The organism is Massilia aerilata (genome assembly GCF_042656905.1).
Lineage (GTDB): Bacteria > Pseudomonadota > Gammaproteobacteria > Burkholderiales > Burkholderiaceae_D > Telluria > Telluria aerilata.
On sequence record NZ_JBHSMZ010000010.1, the window covers coordinates 217,772 to 234,569 of the forward strand.

A 16,798-nucleotide genomic window follows, 5' to 3' on the forward strand; every position below is an offset into this window, starting at 1 on the left:
AGGGGGATCGATGGAAAACCGTCTCGCGCGCCTGGAAGCGGTGCAGACCATGCTGCTCGACATCGGGCACCTGTCTGCCAGCTGCACCGACATCACCGAATTCGTTGGCGCCGTGCACCGCGCGCTGGGCCGCATCATGTATGCGGACAACTTCTACGTCGCCTTGGCGGATCGCGAGAACAATTCGGTCCGCTTCGTCTATTTCGTCGATACCGTCGACGAAGCGCCGCCCACCGACGAGTGGATGACCCTGGCCTCGCCCGAGGAGTCGCCGACGGCCTGGGTGATGGCCAACAAGCAGCCGCTGACCCTTACGACGGCCGAGTTCATGGCGCGCGAAAACGGCGGCAGCTGGGGCTTCGGCAGCATGGCCGAACACTGGATGGGCATTCCCTTGCTCGACCAGCAACACGATGTGCTGGGCGCAATCGTAATCCAGAGCTATCTCCCGGAACACATGTACAGCGAGGAAGACCAGGCACTGTTCGCCCTGATCGCCAACCATGTCTCGAACGCCCTGCAGGGCCTGCAGAGCATGGACCGGCTGGAGCGCGCCGTGCAGGAACGTACTGCCGCGCTGGCGCGCGAGGTGGCCGAGCGCCGCCGCGCCGAGCAGGTCCAGCACGCGCTGTACCAGATCGCCGACCTCTCCGCTTCCGCCCAGGGCACCGACGAACTGGCCGCCAGCCTGCACCGCATCATCGGCGAGCTGATGGAGGCGAAAAATTTCCTGATCGCGCTGACCCACCCGGACACCGGCGAAATCAGCATCCCCTATTTCGTCGACGAAAAGGACCGCGAGGCGCCGCATAAACGCTTCCCGTTCGGGATCGGCATGTGCTCCTGGGTGCTCAAGACCAGGCAGGCCCAGCTGCACGACGCCGGCAGCTTCGCGCGCCTGGCCGCCACCGGCAAGGTCAGGGAGCCGCTCGGCAATACCCAGATCGCCAGCTGGATCGGCGCGCCGATGCTGGTGCACGACAAGGCTTACGGCGTGATGGTGGTGCAGAGCTACGACCCGACCGTCCTCTACACCAAGACCGAGCTCGATTTGCTGGCCTTCATCGCCAGCCACGTGGCGGTGGCGATCGCCCGCATGCAGGCCGACCGCGCGATCCGCAAGACCAAGGAAAGCCTGGAAAAGCAGAACGCGGCCCTCAACCAGGCCCTGACCCAGCTGCAGGAAGCGCAGACCGAACTGGTGCGCCAGGAAAAGCTCGCCTCACTGGGGCAGATGGTGGCCGGCGTCGCCCACGAGATCAACACCCCGCTGGGCATCTGCGTGACCGCCACCAGCCACCTGGTGCAGGAACTCAAGCTGACCAAGGAAGAGCTGGCCGCCGGCGAGATGACGGAGGAGAGCCTGAACGGCTTCTTCGACGTGGTCGACCAGTCGCTGCGCATCATGACCACCAACACCCAGCGTGCGGCAAGCCTGGTGCGCAGTTTCAAGCAGGTGGCGGTGGACCAGTCCTCGGACAATATCCGCAACTTCAACCTGTGCAAGTACGTGGGCGAAATCCTGCTGTCGCTGCAGCCCAAGCTGAAGGGCAGGCCGGTGAAGGTGGCGATCGACTGCCCGGCCGACCTGGAAGTGGACAGCTTCCCGGGCGCGGTGTCGCAGATCCTCACCAACATGGTGGTCAACTCGCTGGTGCACGGCTTCGAGCGCGACCAGCCCGGCAACATCACGATCCGCGCCCGCCTCGAGGACGAGGACACGGTCGCCTTCGAATACGGCGACGACGGCGCCGGCATGGATGCGGACACCTTGTCGAAGCTGTTCGACCCCTTCTTCACGACCAAGCGCGGCAGCGGCGGCAGCGGTCTCGGCGCCCATATCCTGTACAACCTGGTCACGGGTTCGCTGGGCGGTTCGCTGCACGTGGAGAGCAGCCCCGGCAAGGGATTGCAGTATTTCGTGCGCTTCCCGCGCAAGGCCCGGAAGACGGAAAACCCCGCAACGCTCCCAGCTTGACGCGGTGCACTGGCAGGCGGATAAAGGCTTATCCGCCACCATGGGAGCCTTGTCATGCCAACCATCACCGAGGCCGAGCTGGTCCAGGGCTTGCAGGACCATGAGTTCATCCTCTACTACCAGCCGAAAGCCTCGCTGATCACCAACCGCGTCGTCGGCGCCGAAGCGCTGGCGCGCTGGCGCAGGCGCGACGGCGGTGTGGTGGCGCCGGGTGTCTTCATCCCCCTGATGCAGGAGGCCGGCCTGCTGCGGCAGCTGACCCGCCAGCTGCTGGCCCGGCTCATGCACGACATGGAGGGCGCGCTGGGGGCGGACATCCGCGTGTCCTTCAACGTCGGCGTCGACGACTTCGAGGACGATGCCTTGAGCGGCATGCTGCTCGACGCCATCGGCAGCCATCGCCTGCTGGCAAGCAGCCTCGAGCTCGAGGTCACGGAAACCCAAGCGCTGCAGTGCTGCGACATCCTGCTGGGGCGCATCCAGGGATTGCTCGATGCCGGCATCAGCCTGGCGATGGACGACTTCGGGACCGGTTATTCGAGCATCGACACCCTGAGCAAGCTGCCCTTCACCACCATCAAGCTGGACCAGGGCATCGTCGGGCGCATGCTCGGCTCGGCGAAGGACGCGGCCATCGTGCGCACGGCGATCCGGCTCGGGCACGAGATGGGCGTGGAGGTGGTGGCCGAGGGCGTCGAAACCCAGGCCCAGCGCGACGTCCTGATCGAATGCGGCTGCAAGCTGGTGCAGGGCTACCTGGTCAGTCCGCCGCTGCCGCTGGAAGCCTTCCGGACCTTCCGCGCCGCCTCCGGCGATGCCCACAGTTTTCCGGTCGGGCTGGTCCACCTGGCCATCCTCGACCATGTGCAGTGGCGGCGCCAGATCGTCAGCTATGCGGTCCAGCGCGCCACCTTGCCGCGCAATTGTCCGACCCGCAAGGCGGACGGCTATCCCGAGATGAACGTGACCCTCTGCGCGCTGGGCCGCTGGTATTTCGGCGACGGCCGCCACCTCGAGGCCACGCCCATCTACCACGCCATCGACGCGCCGCACCGCGAAGTGCACCGCATCGGCGAAGCCATCGTCGCGCAGGTGCGCCAGGGCGCGACCCTGGCCGAGCTGGCCGGCCTGCTGAGCACGATGAAGGCGGTGTCGACGACTCTGGTCCGCCTGCTCGAGGACCTGGAGGACGCCGGCCTGCAGGAACTCTACAGGGAAGCCGAGATCGAAGCCGGGCCGGTGACGAACAATTCCTTGTAACCGGTTGCCGGATCCTGCTCGCGGCTGAAGCGCTGCGCCGGCAGCAGCATCACCAGCACCTCGGCCGTAGTGCGCACCACGCAGCCCGGCCCCATATGCCCGCCCGTCACCCGTCCTTGCGCATCCGACACCGCGATGTGCAGGTGCGGCCCATCCGGCGACAAGGAGCCGCCCAGGCTCAGGATTTCCAGGTCGCCGTACAGGTCCGTGCAGTCGGGCGCACCGGCAAAGCGGATCCGCGCCACGCTCAGGCTGCCGATGCCCTGCAGGACGAAGGCTGCGGCAACGCCATGTTCGGCGGGCAGGGCGGCCAGGGTCTCGCGCAGGTCGGCGCCGGCAGGAATACGCAAGGGAAGAGGGCTCATTGTGCTCATAATTTAACAACATTGTAAAAGTAACTAACAGTTGCCTTGCATCAATTCTGTTCATGTTACTTAGCAGCTTTTCGCAATACCAAATAACAACACATGTTGTGACAAAGCGATAATTTTCCGTAAAGTAATTACGTATAGTATTCGGCAGCCGCTGAGGAAACCAATTAAAACGATTAACAACTACGGAAAATGTTAACTAAATTCGAAATCATCGCCTGCATGAGCGTATTCCTGCCGGGCTGCGCCATGTTCACGCCTGCGACCGAAAGTCGCTATGTCAGCGCCGACGGCCAGCTCCGGATCCGGGGCGAGCTGGTCGACAGCACCAGCGTCAAGATCTTCGTCAACGAGAACCAGATCATCGACGAGCAAGTCTCGCTGATCCGCGGCGATGGCGAATTCGCCGGCACCTGGGCGGGCAAGCGCGTCAGCGTGATTGCTCGACCGCCGGCGGACGCAAGCTGCATGGCACCACCTGCACCGTGGCCTTCGGCGGCGAACGCGTGCGCCTCAGCCTTTAAGCTTCAGCCTCTGAGGCGCGCCAGCAGTTCCACCAGCTGGTCGATCTCGTAGGGCTTGGCCAGCACCTGCACCCCCGGCACCTTGGCGCGCTGGTCGGTGTAGCCGGTGGCCAGCACCACCGGCAGGCCGGGGCGGCGTTCGCGCAGGATGCCGGCCAGGTCGACGCCGCTGATCCGGCCCGGCATGACGATGTCGGAGAAAGCGACATCGACGTCCAGTCCCGCCTCGATCATCGCCAGCGCGCGCTCGCCGTTGGCCGCCACCAGCACTTCGAAGCCCGCTTCCTCCAGTCCCTGCACCACCGCCTCGCGTACCAGCTCGTCGTCCTCGACGAACAGGATGCGGCCGCTGGCCTGCAGCGTCTCGGCCGGTGCGCCGCGGCCCGGCACGGGTGACAGCGGCAGGGCCGAGCGCGGCAGCCACAGCTCGACCCGGGTGCCCTCGCCGGGCGTGCTGGACAATGCCAGCCAGCCCTGCGACTGGGTGGCGAAGGCATAGGCCTGGGCCAGTCCCAGTCCGCTGCCCTTGCCGGCTTCCTTGGTGGTGAAGAAGGGATCGAGGGCGCGCGCCAGCACTTCCGGCGGCATGCCGGTCCCGGTGTCGCTCACCGTCACCAGCACGTAGTCGCCGCCGCTGCGCTCGCGGGTCGGCTCGAGCGTGCATCTGCGGGCCGCGATGGCGAGGCTGCCGCCCTCCGGCATGGCGTCGCGCGCATTGATCGCCAGGTTGAGCAGGGCGAGGTCGAACTGCAGCGGGTCGATCGTCACCGGCCACAGCGCGTCCTCGCACTCCAGTTCGAGCGCGATCCCCTGCCGCAGCACGTTCCTGATCAACTGGATTGCGTTGTGCAGCTGTTCGCAGGGCGCCACCGTCAGCAGCTTGGCGTCCTGCACCCGGCCGAAGGAGCCGAGCTGGCCGGTGAGGGCGGTGGCGCGGGCGATGGTGCGCTTGCAGGTGTCGATCAGGTTCTGCACCTTGGGCTGCGTGGAGGTGAGCGCGGCCAGCTGCAGGGCCGTGGTCAGGGTCTGCAGCAGGTTGTTGAATTCGTGGGCGATGCCGCCGGTGAGGCGGCCCAGCGCTTCCATCTTCTGGCCGCGCATCAGGGCGGCCTGCGCGCGCTCGCTGGCCTCGACCGCCTCCCTCACGCGCTGCTCCAGTTCGGCCTGCGAGGCGCGGATCTGGCGGCTGGCCTCGGCCATGCGGCGCGCCACCGCGTCGATCTCGGCGATCTCTTGCTGCTCGTAGGCCACTTCGCGGCCCTGGCCCAGGTCTTCGGCGCCGCGGCTCAGGTATTCGATGGGGGCGATGGCGCGGCGGCCGAAATGGCGGGCCAGCAGCACGGCCAGCACCAGCAGCGCGGCCATGATCGCGGCCAGGAACATGGCCGCATGCTGGGGCACGCGCCGGATTTCCGCGGTCGGGATGTTGACGATGACCTTCCACTCGGCGCCAGGCACGGTACTGAAGAAGGCCTGCACCGGCAGGCCGGCCAGGTTCCGGCTATTGAAGACGCCTTCGCTGCCGGCGGTAAAATGGCGCAGGGCGAGGGCGCTCACCGAGCGTCCGCGGTACTGGTCGGCGTCGCGCGAGCGCGCCACCACCTTGCCGCTGCGGTCGACGATCGAGGCCTGCCATTCGGCTGGGAAACGCTGGCCGCCCATCAGCTCCTGCAGGCTGGCGGCGTTGATTCCCATGTTCAGGAAATAGCGGATGCTGCCGTCGATGCGGACCGGCACTTGCAGGACGAAATCGTAGCGGCCGCCCAGCGGCGCCTTGAAGAGGTCGGAGACCAGGGTGCGGTCGGCGCCGTATCTTTCCATCAGGGCGCCGATGTTCGAAAAGCGCCGCGCCGGCAAGGGCTTACCCAGCGGCACGCGGGTATTCAGCAGCTGGCGGCCGTCGGGCTCCATCAGGATGAGCGTGGTCTCCGGCGTCGGCGTCAGGCTTTTCGCGTGCTTGTAGAATTCTTCCAGGTTGCCCTGGACCAGGGCGGGCGAGCTGGCGAGCGCGTGCAGCATGCCTTCGTGCGCTTCCAGTTCATTCGCCACCAGCAGGGCGAAGGCCCGGGTGGTCTCCTTGACGCTGTTTTCCTGGGCGCGCCGTTCTTCCACGTAGACGTAGCCGACCGCCAGGCTTGCCGCCACGAGAGCGGGCACCAGGATCGCCAGGATGAGGATCAGCAGTCGGGTTCGGATGCGCATTGGTGCACGATGAATTCCGGGCAATCGTGCGCCGGCCGGCGTAGTCTACCTGACAATGATCGGCTTGTCGCTGGTATAGCCGACGGGTAAAGTGGCCTGGCCAAAAGCCTGGCCAGTCCCTGTTTTCAGTCCGGCCACAGGCGGTTGATCTCGGCCGCCTTGTCGATGTTCTTGATGAGCAGGTCGACGTAGTGCGGGTCGAGGTGCTTGCCCGCCACTTCGCGCAGGTAGTCGCGTACCTGCTTGACCGGCCAGGCCTGCTTGTAGACGCGCTCGTGGGTGAGGGCGTCGAACACGTCGGCCACCGCCACGATGCGCGCATACGGATGGATCTGCTCGGCCTTCAGGCCTTGCGGATAGCCGCTGCCGTCCCACTTCTCGTGGTGCTGGTGGGCGATCACGGCCGCCGCCTTCAGGATCGGGCGCTGCGAGCCGTCCAGGATCTGCAGGCCGACGGTCGGGTGCTGCTTCATGATTTCCCATTCCTCGGGCGTGAGGCGGCCCGGCTTGAGCAGCACCGCGTCCGGGGTCGCGATCTTGCCGATGTCGTGCATCGGCGCCGCGTGCATCAGCACCGCGGTTTCGTCGTCGGACATGCCGGATTCCTGGGCCAGCAGGTGGCAGACCTGGGCCATGCGGCGCACGTGGTTGCCGGCTTCGTTGGAGCGCGATTCGACCACGTCGCCGAGGCGCAGGATCAGCTCGGCCTGGGTATCGGTGATTTCCTGGTTCAGCAGGATGTTGTCGAAGGCGATCGCCACGCCCGAGCAGAACACGTCCAGCAGCTGGACGTCGATCTCGGAAATCTCATCGACGCCGCGCAGCACCAGCAGCGACGCCTTGCCGCTGTTGTTCGGGAAGTAGCCGACATAGGTGTCGCCGTGCAGCTTGGAGATGCGGTTGTGGCGCGCCTCGTCGAGCTGGGCCACCAGTTCCGGGCCGATGTCGCTTTCTCCCATGTCGCCGATGCGGGCCAGGATCTCGTAGCGGCTCTCGCCGGTGATGACGCTGGCGCCGGTCACGCGCAGCAGCATGCTCTGCTCGAGGCGCAGCAGGGCCACGACCTGCTGCAGCAGGCCGCTGGCGAAGTCCTTCAGGTTACGCTGCTGGAAGATGTGGGCCGAAGCCTCGATCACGCGCTCCAGGCCTTCGCGGTAGGTCAGCTGCACGCGGCGCGCATCCTCGACCTTCATGATGTCGCGGTAGGCGCGCAGGGCGGCGAAGGTGGTGGTGAACAGCTTGGTGCGGTCCAGCTCCGTCTTTTCCTTGTAGTCGTTGATGTCGTAGTCGACGATCACGCGTTCTTCCGGCGCCTGGCCCGGCTGGCCGGTGCGCAGCACGATGCGGGTGAACTGGTTGTCCAGCTCCTGGCGCATCCAGCGCGCCACTTCCAGCCCGCTGTCCTCGCGCTCCATCACCACGTCCAGGAACACCAGCGCGATGTCCTTTTCGCGCGCCAGCACTTCCTTGGCCTCGGCGCCGCTGTAGGCGTGCACGAAGCTCAGGCCGCGGCCGTCCAGGCGGAAGCGCGTCAGGGTCAGCTTGGTGATGTCGTGGATATCCGGCTCGTCGTCGACGAGCAGCACCTTCCAGGGGGCAAGCTTGGGCGTGGCGGCAGACAGGAATGACATGACAATGTCCAGTATCGTGATGACGAGGGAAATAAGAACAAATCTTGCGTTAAAGCAGTATTACTCGAAATCGATTGTAGTATGAGCAGTACCCATTAACAACAGGAAATATTGAATTGACCACGTAATAAGTCACAATGCCGCAACGTGATAATTTGATAGTTTTTGTCTACGTGTAACGCTTCTGGCAGCGCTCACACCAGAAGCTGCGGCGCATGGACTTGCCGAGCTTGGCCTTGTGGAAGGGGATGTCGCAGCGCGGGCAGATCTTCCTGGCGTGGGCCAGCCAGTGCTGCTTGAGGGTCCATTCCTTTTTCCAGGCCAGGAAGTCGAAACTGTACGCGCGCGCCTGTTCGACCAGGGCGCGCAGCTTGGCGGGCGGCAGGGCGCCGACGGTGGACAGCGGGTGCAGGCGGATGCGGAACAGCACCTCGTTCTTGATGATGTTGCCGATCCCGGAAAAGATGTCCTGGTCGAGCAGGGCGTCGCAGGCCAGCATGTCTGGATTGGCGCGCAGCTTCTTTCTGGCCTTTTTCGGGTTCCAGGCATCCGACATGACGTCCGCTTCCCAGTCATACAAGGCGTCGAGATCGCAGTCGACTTCCTTCACCGAGCAGGCGTAGAAATTCAGGAAGCTGCCGTCGGCAAAGTGCAGCGACAGGCGCGGCGGCTTGTCGCGCTCTTCGTCGATGCGGTAGGTGCCGAACAGCAGCATGTGGATGCGCACCGCCATGGCCGGCATCTGGATGAGGAACTGCTTGCCCCAGGTGCGCAGCGCCACCACCGGCTGGCCGATCAGGCGCGAGGTATCGATGGCCCAGGTATTGCCCTCGGCGCGCACGATGGTCTGGCCGACGAAGCGGGCAGTCTGTTCCTTCAGAATATAGAGCGATGGTCCTTCCGGCACGGCGGTCTCCCTTCGCCGCCATTCTCCGGCGGAAGCGCTTGCGACCGATGTGCGCGCACTAACAATCCATTACAAAGTGATGATGGAAACTGACGGACACAGGCGCTATATGAAGCGTATATTCATGGATAGAATATAAAACCACGAGAGGATAAGACGATGAAATCGCGGATGCAAAAAATGGCCCTGGCAGGCATGTTCGCGCTGGCGGCGGGCAGCGCCGGCGCCGCCACCACGGTGACCTATGTACAGCCCGACAAATTCAGCGACGTTCCCTTCGTGCCCTGGGACCGCGAGGAAACCCTGAAGGACTTGACCGAGCACTTCACGAAGCTGGGCGACAGCCTGCCGCCGGGCCAGGACCTGCGCATCGAAGTCACCGACATCGACCTGGCCGGCCGCCTGATCCCGAATGCGCGCGCGGGCCGCGACCTGCGCGTCCTGAGCGGACGGGCGGACTGGCCGCGCATCGAGTTGCGCTATGCCGTCGAGCAGAACGGCCAGGTCCTGAAGAGCGGCGAGGCGCGCCTGAGCGACATGAGCTATCTCGATCACACCACCCGCTACTTCGACGGCGAAGCGCTGCGCTATGAAAAGCAGATGATCGACGACTGGTTCGAGAAGACCATCGGGCCGCTGCCGCGCCGCGGCCGCCGCTGAGAGGAAAAAATATGAAAACGATCCTGCGACAACTTGCGCTGGCCGGCGTGTTTGCCCTGGCGGCAGGCAGCGCCGCCGCGGCCGTGACCGTCACCTGGACGGCGCCGGACAAGTACGCCGACGTGCCGCGCGACAGCAGCGCGCGCGAGAGCATGATGAGCGACCTGACCGATCACTTCACCTGGCTGGGCACGGCGCTGCCGCCGGGCCAGGACCTGCGCATCGAGGTGCTGGACGTCGACCTGGCCGGCCGCGAGGAGCCGAGCGCCCGCGTCGTGCGCGACGTGCGCGTGATGCGCGGCGGCGCCGACTGGCCGCGCATGCGCCTGCGTTATGCGGTGGAGGCGAACGGCCAAGTGCTCAAGAGCGGCGAAGCCCAGCTTTCCGACATGGACTACATGGCCAAGGTGAACCGCTATTCCGAAGACCAGCCGCAACGCTATGAAAAGCAGATGATCGACCGGTGGTTCGAAAAGAACATCGCCCCGCTGCCGAGGGGCGATCGCCGCTGAGTCGATTGAAATAAGCAATCGGGGTCTTAGAAATCATTTATGACCTCAACCCCGCATATGTTAGTGAACTAACCGTGGTGTCCTTGCCTGGTCGGCTATGTTGATCGTCCTATCAATGTAGTCAAACAGACGAGGACAGGATGACCGCCCCCAAGAAGACTTCCGGCGCAGATGGCGCCGGTTCGGTACTGAGCACCGTTGCCGGCCCGTCCGATGCCGCGCCGCCAAGCGCGCCCAAAGGCGCCAACCCGGTCGAGCAGCGGCTGTTCGACAAGGCCGCCGCGGAAAAGCAGCTGGCTGCCGACATGCCGTTCAACCCAAACAAGCCGGGCGAATACGGCGACGCCTCGCGCACCCCGGCCGAGGGCGACCACCACCAGCCTTCCACCCATGCCGCCACCGGCAGCACCAGCAGCGAGATCGTCAGCTCCGACAAGGTCGGCAGCGGCACGCCGCCGCAGGGCGAAAACCCGACCGTGGCGCCGCTCGACCGCGTGCGCGTCGACCCCGCCGACCGCCACCTGACCACCAACCAGGGCGTGCCGGTGGCGGACAACCAGCATTCGCTGAAGATCGGCCTGCGCGGGCCGACCGCGATGGAAGACTTCATCTTGCGCGAAAAGATCACCCATTTCGACCACGAACGCATTCCCGAGCGCGTGGTGCATGCGCGCGGTTCGGCGGCGCACGGCTTTTTCGAAGCCTACGACGATTTCAGCAGCCTGACCCGCGCCGCGCCCTTCGCCGCCAAGGGCAAGCAAACCCCGGTGTTCGTGCGCTTCTCGACCGTGGCCGGCGAGCGCGGCTCGACCGACGTCGCGCGCGACGTGCGCGGCTTTGCCGTCAAGTTCTATACCGACGAAGGCAACTGGGACCTGGTCGGCAATAACATTCCCGTATTCTTCATCCAGGATGCGATGAAGTTCCCGGACCTGGTCCATGCCGCCAAGCCGGAACCGCACCACGCCATGCCGCAGGCGGCCACCGCGCACGACACGTTCTGGGATTTCGCCGGCCTGTCGCCGGAAATCGCGCACATGCTGATGTGGGTCATGTCGGACCGCGCGATCCCGCGCAGCTACCGCACCATGCAGGGCTTTGGCGTGCACACCTTCCGCATGATCAATGCCCAGGGCGAGTCGCGCTTCGTGAAATTCCACTGGACGCCGCTGCAGGGCACCCATTCGTTGGTGTGGGACGAGGCGGTGCGCATTTCCGGCGCCGATCCCGATTTCCATCGCCGCGACCTGTGGGAAGCCATCGAGTCCGGCAATTTCCCCGAATGGGAACTGGGCCTGCAGATCTTCACCGAGGAGCAGGCCGCGTCCTTCCCCTTCGACATCCTCGACGCCACCAAGCTGGTGCCGGAAGAGCTGGTGCCGCTGACGCCGGTCGGCCGCCTGGTCCTGAACCGCAATCCGGACAATTTCTTTGCCGAGACGGAACAGGTTGCCTTCTGCACCGCCCACATCGTGCCGGGCATCGACTTCAGCAACGATCCGCTGCTGCAGGGCCGCAACCACTCCTACCTGGACACCCAGATCACGCGCCTGGGCGGCCCCAACTTCCATGAGATCCCGATCAATTCGCCGGTCGTGCAGATCCAGAACAACCAGCGCGACGGCTTCCACCGCCAGGCGATCGCGCGCGGCCGCGTGAACTACGAACCGAACTCGCTGGGCGGCGGCTGTCCGTTCCAGGCCGGCAAGCGCGGCTTCACCAGCTTCCCCGAGCGCTTCACCACCGAGGACAAGGTGCGCGGCAACCCCGAACTGTTCGCCGAGCACTACGGCCAGGCGCGCCTGTTCTACAACAGCCAGACCCCTGCCGAGCAGGCCCACATCGCCAACGCCTTCCGCTTCGAGCTGACGCGCGTGCAGACGCCGATGGTGCGCCAGCGCATCCTGGCGCTGCTGGCGAACGTCGACGATGCACTGGCGGCCAAGGTGGCTGAGGGGCTGGGCATGGACGTGCCGGAACCGCTGCCGCGCGACTACCAGGGCGAGGTGCCGGAGTACGCGCCGTCGCCGGCCCTGTCGCTGCTGAGCCGTCCGGGCGAAACCGGCGTGCGCACCCGGCGCGTCGCGATCCTGGTGGCGCCGGGCGTGGACGGCACCCAGGTCGGCAAGCTGTACGCGGGCCTGCTGAAGAGCGGCGCGGTGCCTCGCCTGGTGGGCAATATGCTGGGCAAGGTGAAGGCGGCGGACGGCGCCGCGCTCGACGTCGAGATCTCGCTGGAAGCCGGGCCGTCGGTGATGTACGACGGCATGATCGTGCCGGACGGCGCGGCGGATGGGCTGGCGCGTAACGCCCATGCGATCGACTTCGTGCGCGAGCAGTACCGCCACTGCAAACCGATCCTGGTGCTGGGCAGCGGCGCGGACCTGCTTTCCAAGGCGATGATCCCGACGGCGCTGCCTGACGGCTCGCCCGACCCGGCGCTGCTGGTGGACGGCAAGCTCGATGCCTTCGAGGCGGCGCTGGCCGGCCATCGCGCGTTCGTGCGCGAGACCGATCCGCCGATGGTGTAAGCGACGCAAAAAAGGCCCGGCGCAGGCGCCGGGCCTGAAGCGGAGGAGAGTTCCCGCATCCCAGTGAAAACTGTATACGCCGGCCCTTGCCGGCGTTTTACTTACTGCGCCTTGCCGGCCTTTTCAGCCTTTTCGGCCAGTTTGGCCAGCGGCTCCTTGACCGTGTAGTCGGCCGGCACCGCGAACAGGCTGGCGGCCGGTTCCTCGCGCTTCAGGCTGTCCAGGCGGAATACGGTGTCGCCGCTGCGCGGGTCGCTGTGCCTGGTGTAGACGGTCACTTGCAGGTCCGGCGCATACCAGGTCTCGTCCGCCACCACGATGGGGTTGCGGTTGCCGATCTCGCCGGCCGGGATCTCGTAGCTGCGCAGTTTTCCTTCCGCCTTGACGCCGTTGAAGTCGCGGCTGCCGAGATCCTTGGTGTTCGCCTTCGAGGCCCATTTCATGTCGCCGAAGGCGCCGGCGGTGAGCGGCGCCAGGCGCACCTGCATGTCGCGCAGGGCGGCGCCATGCGCCTCCATTGCCTTCGATACCTGCACGCGCACGTTCTCCTGGATCTCATGACGCGCACCTGCATCGGCGCGCACGACACGCTTGACGATGACCTCTTCCGAGCCGTCCGCCAGCTTGTGGCGCTCGATGGTGGGAAGGGTGCCATCCTTGCGCATCTGTTCGATGCGGGCGCGGGCCTCCTCGCCTGCCTTCCGGCCTGCCTCGCCTGCCTTGCGCGCCGCTTCCGCCGCCTGGCGGGCGGCCAGCCGCTCCGCCTCGCCGGGACGGGCGATCTTCGTTGCCGTACGGTCCTGCGGTTTCAGGATCCAGGTGGCGCCGGCGACCGGATCGTGGATCGTGACGACTTTCAGCTCGCCTTTGGCATCCACCACTTCCTGGCGCGTGCGGCCGGCACTGTCACGGTAAGCCATGGTCGTGTGGCGCTCCGCGATCTGATTGCCGTCCGACAGGTTCTGCTGGCGCTCGGTCACCATCTGGGCGCTGTACGGCGCGTTCTTGATCGCGCCGACGTGCACGCCGGGGGCGATGAACATCGTGCCCAGGCCGTCGACGCGGTAGCCGCCGTCCGCGCCGCGGGCAATGATGCGCGTGGTGGTCCCTGCCTGTTCGGCCGGGCCTTCCTCGGCCAGGGCGGGGAGGCCCAGGCTGGCCAGCAGTGCGGCAATCATCAGTTTGTTGGTCTTCATGGCATCCTCTGTTTCATTCAATGATTAATCGATGGAAGTCAGTCGCACGGCCAGCGGCTGGCCGTCGGCGCCGAGCAGCATCTCCGCCTTGACGGTATCGCCGGCGTTTTCCGGCGTGAGGGGGATCCCCAGCGGCGCAAGGCTGCTGCGGGACACTTCGGTTTCGACCACGCGCGGCGCCGGTTCGCTTTCGATGCGATCAAGCGATTCGAGGGCGATGAACAGGCCGCCGCCGCTGCGCGCTACCAGGGCGCGGCTGCCGGCGTCCGGATCGGCGCCCAGGCGCGGGTTGTGCAGCACCAGGCTGAACACGGTGAGGGCCGTGACCGCGGTCGAGAGGCCGCCGGCCAGCGCCCAGCGCTTGAGCGCCAGCGTTTGGTACCAGCGCTTCTTTTGCGGAAACTGGCGGGCGAAAGCCTGCAGCAGCTCTTTCTCGACGCCGCGCGGGGCGTCCAGCTTCGCCATCTCGCCGCGCAGGGCGTCGAACAGCGGATCTAGCGGGTCTCGGTTGTCCATGGTTTGGATCCTTCTCATGCTTGCGCCAGGTCGGGCGCGGTGCGCCATCCGGCCAGGCGCTTGGCCAGGGCTGCGCGGCCGCGCGACAGGCGCGAGCGCACGGTGCCGATGTCGACCTGGCAGATGTCGGCGATCTCGGCGTAGGAAAGTTCGTGCATTTCGTACAGGATGACGACGTCGCGGTAGTGCGGCGCCAGCTGGGCCAGGGCGCGCCGCACCTGCTCGGCGGCCTCGTTGTCCAGCACGCGCGCCAGCGGCCCGCCGTCGTCCAGCGGCAGATCCAGCTCGGCATCGTCGTCGCCGTCCTGCGCGGCCTCGATCGCGGGCAGGGCGACGTGGCGCTGGCGGCCTTCCTCCAGCTTCAGGATCAGGTTGCGCGCCACGCCGAACAGGAAGGCCTGCAGGGGACCGCGCAGCGGATCGAAGCGGAAGCGTTCGGTCAGCAGGCCCATGAAGGCTTCCTGCACCACGTCGGCGGCGGTGGCATCCGAACCGCAGCGCAGCAGCGCAAAACGGTACAGCGGACCCTGGTGGCGCCGATACAGCGCCGAAAAGGCGTCCGCAGCGCCGCCGCGCATGGCGCGCAGCAGGTCGGTGTCGTTGGTGGTGGCGGTCGTGTTCATGGGTGTCGGTATTTACCCATATTCCGCCCAGGAACCAGAAAAGTTCCAGCTATTTCTGGATTTTTTAATCGATCCAGTTCACGCGGTCGAATTTCGCCTGGAAATCCTCCTGCATGGCGACCACCTGGCTGGTCTTGTAGTTAAAGAAGACGAAGCCTTGCTTGGCCATCGCCACCAGCTTCTTGTCCTTCGGACGGCTGATGCGGAAGATGATGTCGCCGCCGTACTTGTTGAAGTCCATGACGCCGACTTCGAACAGCAGCTGGTCGCGCGCATGCGCTTCGGCGCGGTAGGTGGTGGCCAGGTCGGTGACGATGATGCCGGTGCCGTCGCGCTCGGTTTCGGGGACGCCGAACTCGAACAGGAAGCGGGCGCGCGCCTCGGAGATCATCGAGATCATCGAGTCGTTGCCGAGATGGTTGGCGGCATTGATGTCGGTGACGCGCACCGTCAGCAGGGTCGTGTAGTAGTACTGGTCTTCGGGGAAGTCTAAATGTAGGCGTGCCATAGTCTTGAAAAATCAGTCCTGGCGTGTCAGGCGATAAATGAGGAGTGCCGCACGGATCGCGCTGCGCTCGATGGATGCCACTTCCAGGCTTTCGTTGGGCGAATGCGCGCCGCCGCCGCTGGCGCCCAGGCCGTCGAGGCTGTCGATGAAGGGCGCGACGAACTGGATGTCGCCGGCGCCGCGCGACTCCGGCGGCACCGCGCCGATCGGGCCCAATCCGGCGTCCTGGCTGGCCCGCGAATATTGTTCCAGCACCTTCAGGTTGCCGGGCGTGACCGCCATCGGCGGGTAGGAATCGCGGAAGTTGATGCTGGCGCTGGCGCCGGGCAGGCTCTGGGCGACGATCTCGCGCATGCGCGCCTGGGCGCGGTCGCGCTGGGGATAGTCCAGGTAGCGCAGGTCGCCTTTCACGGTGACGGTATTCGCGATGACGTTGGTCTTGCCGAAGGCGGTGCCGCGCGAGTGTTCGTCGTCGAAGGCGACTTCGGTGCCGCCCAGGATCACGCCGGGATTGAAGGTCAGGCCCGGCTCCACGACCTGCTGGCGGAAAGCGTCGAGGATGCGCGCCGCCTCGTACACGGCGCCATAGCCGCCCGGGCCGAACACGCCCATCGAGTGCGCCTGGCGTCCCTTGACTTCCAGCTCGAAGAAGGCGGTCGAGCGGCGGCCGACTGTCGCGGCCGCCATGCCGTCCTTGTTGGTGATGCTGCCTTCGAAGCTGAGGGCGACGTCGCTGCGCTTGGCCAATTCGACTGCGTCGCCGCGCGAGACGGTTTTCGGGTTGCCGGCTTCTTCCTCGTCGCCGGTCAGCATGACGGCGATGCGCCTGCCCTCGAGCGCGCCCACCCGCTTCAGCGCACGCAGGGCTTCGACGATGACGACGTCGCCGCCCTTCATGTCGGACACGCCCTGGCCCTTGATGCGGCGGACGCTGCCGTCGGCCTCTGTTTGCGGCTCCCAGGCCGGCGTGGTGTTGCCCGGCTCGAAGACGGTGTCGAGGTGGCCGAGCAGCATCAAACGCTTGCCGCGGCTGTCGCGATTCGCGGGGAGTTCGGCCAGCAGGTGGCCGGCGCGCTGCATCTCGGGCGGCAGGGCTATCCAGCGGGTCTTGAAGCCGAGTTCGTCGAACTGGTCGCGGAACAGCTTGCCGACGGCGCGCACGCCCGCCTGGTTCATCGTGCCGCTGTTGATGAGCACGCTTTGCCGGAGCAGCTCCAGGGCTTGCGGGGCGTGGGCGTGGATTTCGGCCACGATCTGCCGTTCTACCGGGCTCAGCTGCTGAGTTGCCGGCTGGGCGGGTTCCTGTGCTCCCGCCAGCTGCACCGTCATGGCCGCGGCCAGGGCCAGCATGGTCTTTACGCTCCCGCGCATCGGATCTT

At 66.0% G+C, this 16,798-nt stretch carries 15 protein-coding genes; 6 read left to right on the forward strand and 9 right to left on the reverse strand.

Annotated elements, in window-relative coordinates:
• The first annotated feature begins 10 nt into the window (after nucleotides 1-10).
• Entirely contained in the window at nucleotides 11-1,978 is a 1,968-nt protein-coding gene (locus tag ACFPO9_RS15530) for a GAF domain-containing sensor histidine kinase (RefSeq protein WP_379772021.1), read from the forward strand.
• Nucleotides 1,979-2,032: 54 nt separating this feature from the next.
• Entirely contained in the window at nucleotides 2,033-3,238 is a 1,206-nt protein-coding gene (locus tag ACFPO9_RS15535; protein ID WP_379772022.1) for an EAL domain-containing protein, read from the forward strand.
• On the opposite strand, the gene ACFPO9_RS15540 is transcribed toward ACFPO9_RS15535, so the two are convergent.
• On the reverse strand, nucleotides 3,187-3,603 hold the full coding sequence (locus ACFPO9_RS15540) for a PPC domain-containing DNA-binding protein (protein ID WP_379772023.1): 417 nt from the start codon (nucleotides 3,601-3,603) through the stop codon (nucleotides 3,187-3,189). The genes ACFPO9_RS15535 and ACFPO9_RS15540 overlap by 52 nt on opposite strands.
• A 228-nt stretch (nucleotides 3,604-3,831) precedes the next feature.
• Here ACFPO9_RS15540 and ACFPO9_RS15545 point away from each other — a divergent pair, with 228 nt between their 5' ends.
• Nucleotides 3,832-4,185, forward strand: coding sequence for a hypothetical protein (locus tag ACFPO9_RS15545; protein ID WP_379772024.1), 354 nt, complete (start codon nucleotides 3,832-3,834; stop codon nucleotides 4,183-4,185).
• Here the strand turns inward: ACFPO9_RS15545 and ACFPO9_RS15550 are convergent.
• The 3 genes from ACFPO9_RS15550 to ACFPO9_RS15560 all read right to left on the reverse strand — a co-directional run bounded on the left by ACFPO9_RS15550 (nucleotide 4,137) and on the right by ACFPO9_RS15560 (nucleotide 8,873).
• Complete coding sequence (locus ACFPO9_RS15550; protein WP_379772025.1) at nucleotides 4,137-6,335, reverse strand: hybrid sensor histidine kinase/response regulator; 2,199 nt, start codon at nucleotides 6,333-6,335, stop codon at nucleotides 4,137-4,139. The two genes, ACFPO9_RS15545 and ACFPO9_RS15550, sit on opposite strands and share 49 nt — an antisense overlap.
• Before the next feature lie 125 nt (nucleotides 6,336-6,460).
• Nucleotides 6,461-7,966 (reverse strand): HD domain-containing phosphohydrolase, encoded by a 1,506-nt coding sequence (locus ACFPO9_RS15555; protein ID WP_379772026.1) that lies wholly within the window; start codon nucleotides 7,964-7,966, stop codon nucleotides 6,461-6,463.
• 169 nt (nucleotides 7,967-8,135) lie between these two features.
• A complete protein-coding gene (locus ACFPO9_RS15560) occupies nucleotides 8,136-8,873 on the reverse strand; it encodes a DNA-formamidopyrimidine glycosylase family protein (RefSeq protein ID WP_379772027.1) in 738 nt (245 codons plus the stop codon).
• A gap of 159 nt (nucleotides 8,874-9,032) precedes the next feature.
• Between ACFPO9_RS15560 and ACFPO9_RS15565 the strand changes: the two genes are divergently transcribed.
• The 3 genes from ACFPO9_RS15565 to ACFPO9_RS15575 all read left to right on the forward strand — a co-directional run bounded on the left by ACFPO9_RS15565 (nucleotide 9,033) and on the right by ACFPO9_RS15575 (nucleotide 12,576).
• Nucleotides 9,033-9,533 (forward strand): DUF3016 domain-containing protein, encoded by a 501-nt coding sequence (locus ACFPO9_RS15565; protein ID WP_379772028.1) that lies wholly within the window; start codon nucleotides 9,033-9,035, stop codon nucleotides 9,531-9,533.
• An 11-nt stretch (nucleotides 9,534-9,544) separates the two neighbouring features.
• Nucleotides 9,545-10,045, forward strand: a complete 501-nt coding sequence (locus ACFPO9_RS15570; RefSeq protein ID WP_379772029.1) for a DUF3016 domain-containing protein — start codon at nucleotides 9,545-9,547, stop codon at nucleotides 10,043-10,045.
• A gap of 140 nt (nucleotides 10,046-10,185) precedes the next feature.
• Nucleotides 10,186-12,576 carry a catalase gene (locus ACFPO9_RS15575; protein WP_379772030.1) on the forward strand — a complete coding sequence of 797 codons (2,391 nt, stop codon included), beginning with the start codon at nucleotides 10,186-10,188 and terminating at the stop codon, nucleotides 12,574-12,576.
• A 101-nt stretch (nucleotides 12,577-12,677) separates the two neighbouring features.
• On the opposite strand, the gene ACFPO9_RS15580 is transcribed toward ACFPO9_RS15575, so the two are convergent.
• The 5 genes from ACFPO9_RS15580 to ACFPO9_RS15600 form a co-directional block, all read right to left on the reverse strand.
• Nucleotides 12,678-13,772: a hypothetical protein gene (locus tag ACFPO9_RS15580; RefSeq protein ID WP_379772031.1), complete on the reverse strand. Its 1,095-nt coding sequence runs from the start codon at nucleotides 13,770-13,772 to the stop codon at nucleotides 12,678-12,680.
• Nucleotides 13,773-13,796: 24 nt separating this feature from the next.
• Nucleotides 13,797-14,288 carry a hypothetical protein gene (locus tag ACFPO9_RS15585; protein ID WP_379772032.1) on the reverse strand — a complete coding sequence of 164 codons (492 nt, stop codon included), beginning with the start codon at nucleotides 14,286-14,288 and terminating at the stop codon, nucleotides 13,797-13,799.
• A 14-nt stretch (nucleotides 14,289-14,302) separates the two neighbouring features.
• Nucleotides 14,303-14,911 (reverse strand): RNA polymerase sigma factor, encoded by a 609-nt coding sequence (locus ACFPO9_RS15590; protein ID WP_379772033.1) that lies wholly within the window; start codon nucleotides 14,909-14,911, stop codon nucleotides 14,303-14,305.
• 64 nt (nucleotides 14,912-14,975) lie between these two features.
• Nucleotides 14,976-15,419 (reverse strand): thioesterase family protein, encoded by a 444-nt coding sequence (locus ACFPO9_RS15595; RefSeq protein WP_379772034.1) that lies wholly within the window; start codon nucleotides 15,417-15,419, stop codon nucleotides 14,976-14,978.
• Nucleotides 15,420-15,431: 12 nt separating this feature from the next.
• Nucleotides 15,432-16,790 carry a M20/M25/M40 family metallo-hydrolase gene (locus ACFPO9_RS15600; RefSeq protein WP_379772035.1) on the reverse strand — a complete coding sequence of 453 codons (1,359 nt, stop codon included), beginning with the start codon at nucleotides 16,788-16,790 and terminating at the stop codon, nucleotides 15,432-15,434.
• Nucleotides 16,791-16,798 lie beyond the last annotated feature (8 nt).

Excerpts from the sequence above, each read along its gene's own strand:
- ACFPO9_RS15600 (WP_379772035.1), bottom strand. The coding sequence starts at position 16,790 with ATGCGCGGGAGCGTAAAGACCATGCTGGCCCTGGCCGCGGCCATGACG.
- ACFPO9_RS15555 (WP_379772026.1), bottom strand. The coding sequence starts at position 7,966 with ATGTCATTCCTGTCTGCCGCCACGCCCAAGCTTGCCCCCTGGAAGGTG.
- ACFPO9_RS15580 (WP_379772031.1), bottom strand. The coding sequence starts at position 13,772 with ATGAAGACCAACAAACTGATGATTGCCGCACTGCTGGCCAGCCTGGGC.
- ACFPO9_RS15565 (WP_379772028.1), top strand. The coding sequence starts at position 9,033 with ATGAAATCGCGGATGCAAAAAATGGCCCTGGCAGGCATGTTCGCGCTG.
- ACFPO9_RS15585 (WP_379772032.1), bottom strand. The coding sequence starts at position 14,288 with ATGGACAACCGAGACCCGCTAGATCCGCTGTTCGACGCCCTGCGCGGC.
- ACFPO9_RS15540 (WP_379772023.1), bottom strand. The coding sequence starts at position 3,603 with ATGAGCCCTCTTCCCTTGCGTATTCCTGCCGGCGCCGACCTGCGCGAG.
- ACFPO9_RS15570 (WP_379772029.1), top strand. The coding sequence starts at position 9,545 with ATGAAAACGATCCTGCGACAACTTGCGCTGGCCGGCGTGTTTGCCCTG.
- ACFPO9_RS15550 (WP_379772025.1), bottom strand. The coding sequence starts at position 6,335 with ATGCGCATCCGAACCCGACTGCTGATCCTCATCCTGGCGATCCTGGTG.
- ACFPO9_RS15575 (WP_379772030.1), top strand. The coding sequence starts at position 10,186 with ATGACCGCCCCCAAGAAGACTTCCGGCGCAGATGGCGCCGGTTCGGTA.
- ACFPO9_RS15595 (WP_379772034.1), bottom strand. The coding sequence starts at position 15,419 with ATGGCACGCCTACATTTAGACTTCCCCGAAGACCAGTACTACTACACG.
- ACFPO9_RS15590 (WP_379772033.1), bottom strand. The coding sequence starts at position 14,911 with ATGAACACGACCGCCACCACCAACGACACCGACCTGCTGCGCGCCATG.
- ACFPO9_RS15530 (WP_379772021.1), top strand. The coding sequence starts at position 11 with ATGGAAAACCGTCTCGCGCGCCTGGAAGCGGTGCAGACCATGCTGCTC.
- ACFPO9_RS15545 (WP_379772024.1), top strand. The coding sequence starts at position 3,832 with ATGAGCGTATTCCTGCCGGGCTGCGCCATGTTCACGCCTGCGACCGAA.
- ACFPO9_RS15535 (WP_379772022.1), top strand. The coding sequence starts at position 2,033 with ATGCCAACCATCACCGAGGCCGAGCTGGTCCAGGGCTTGCAGGACCAT.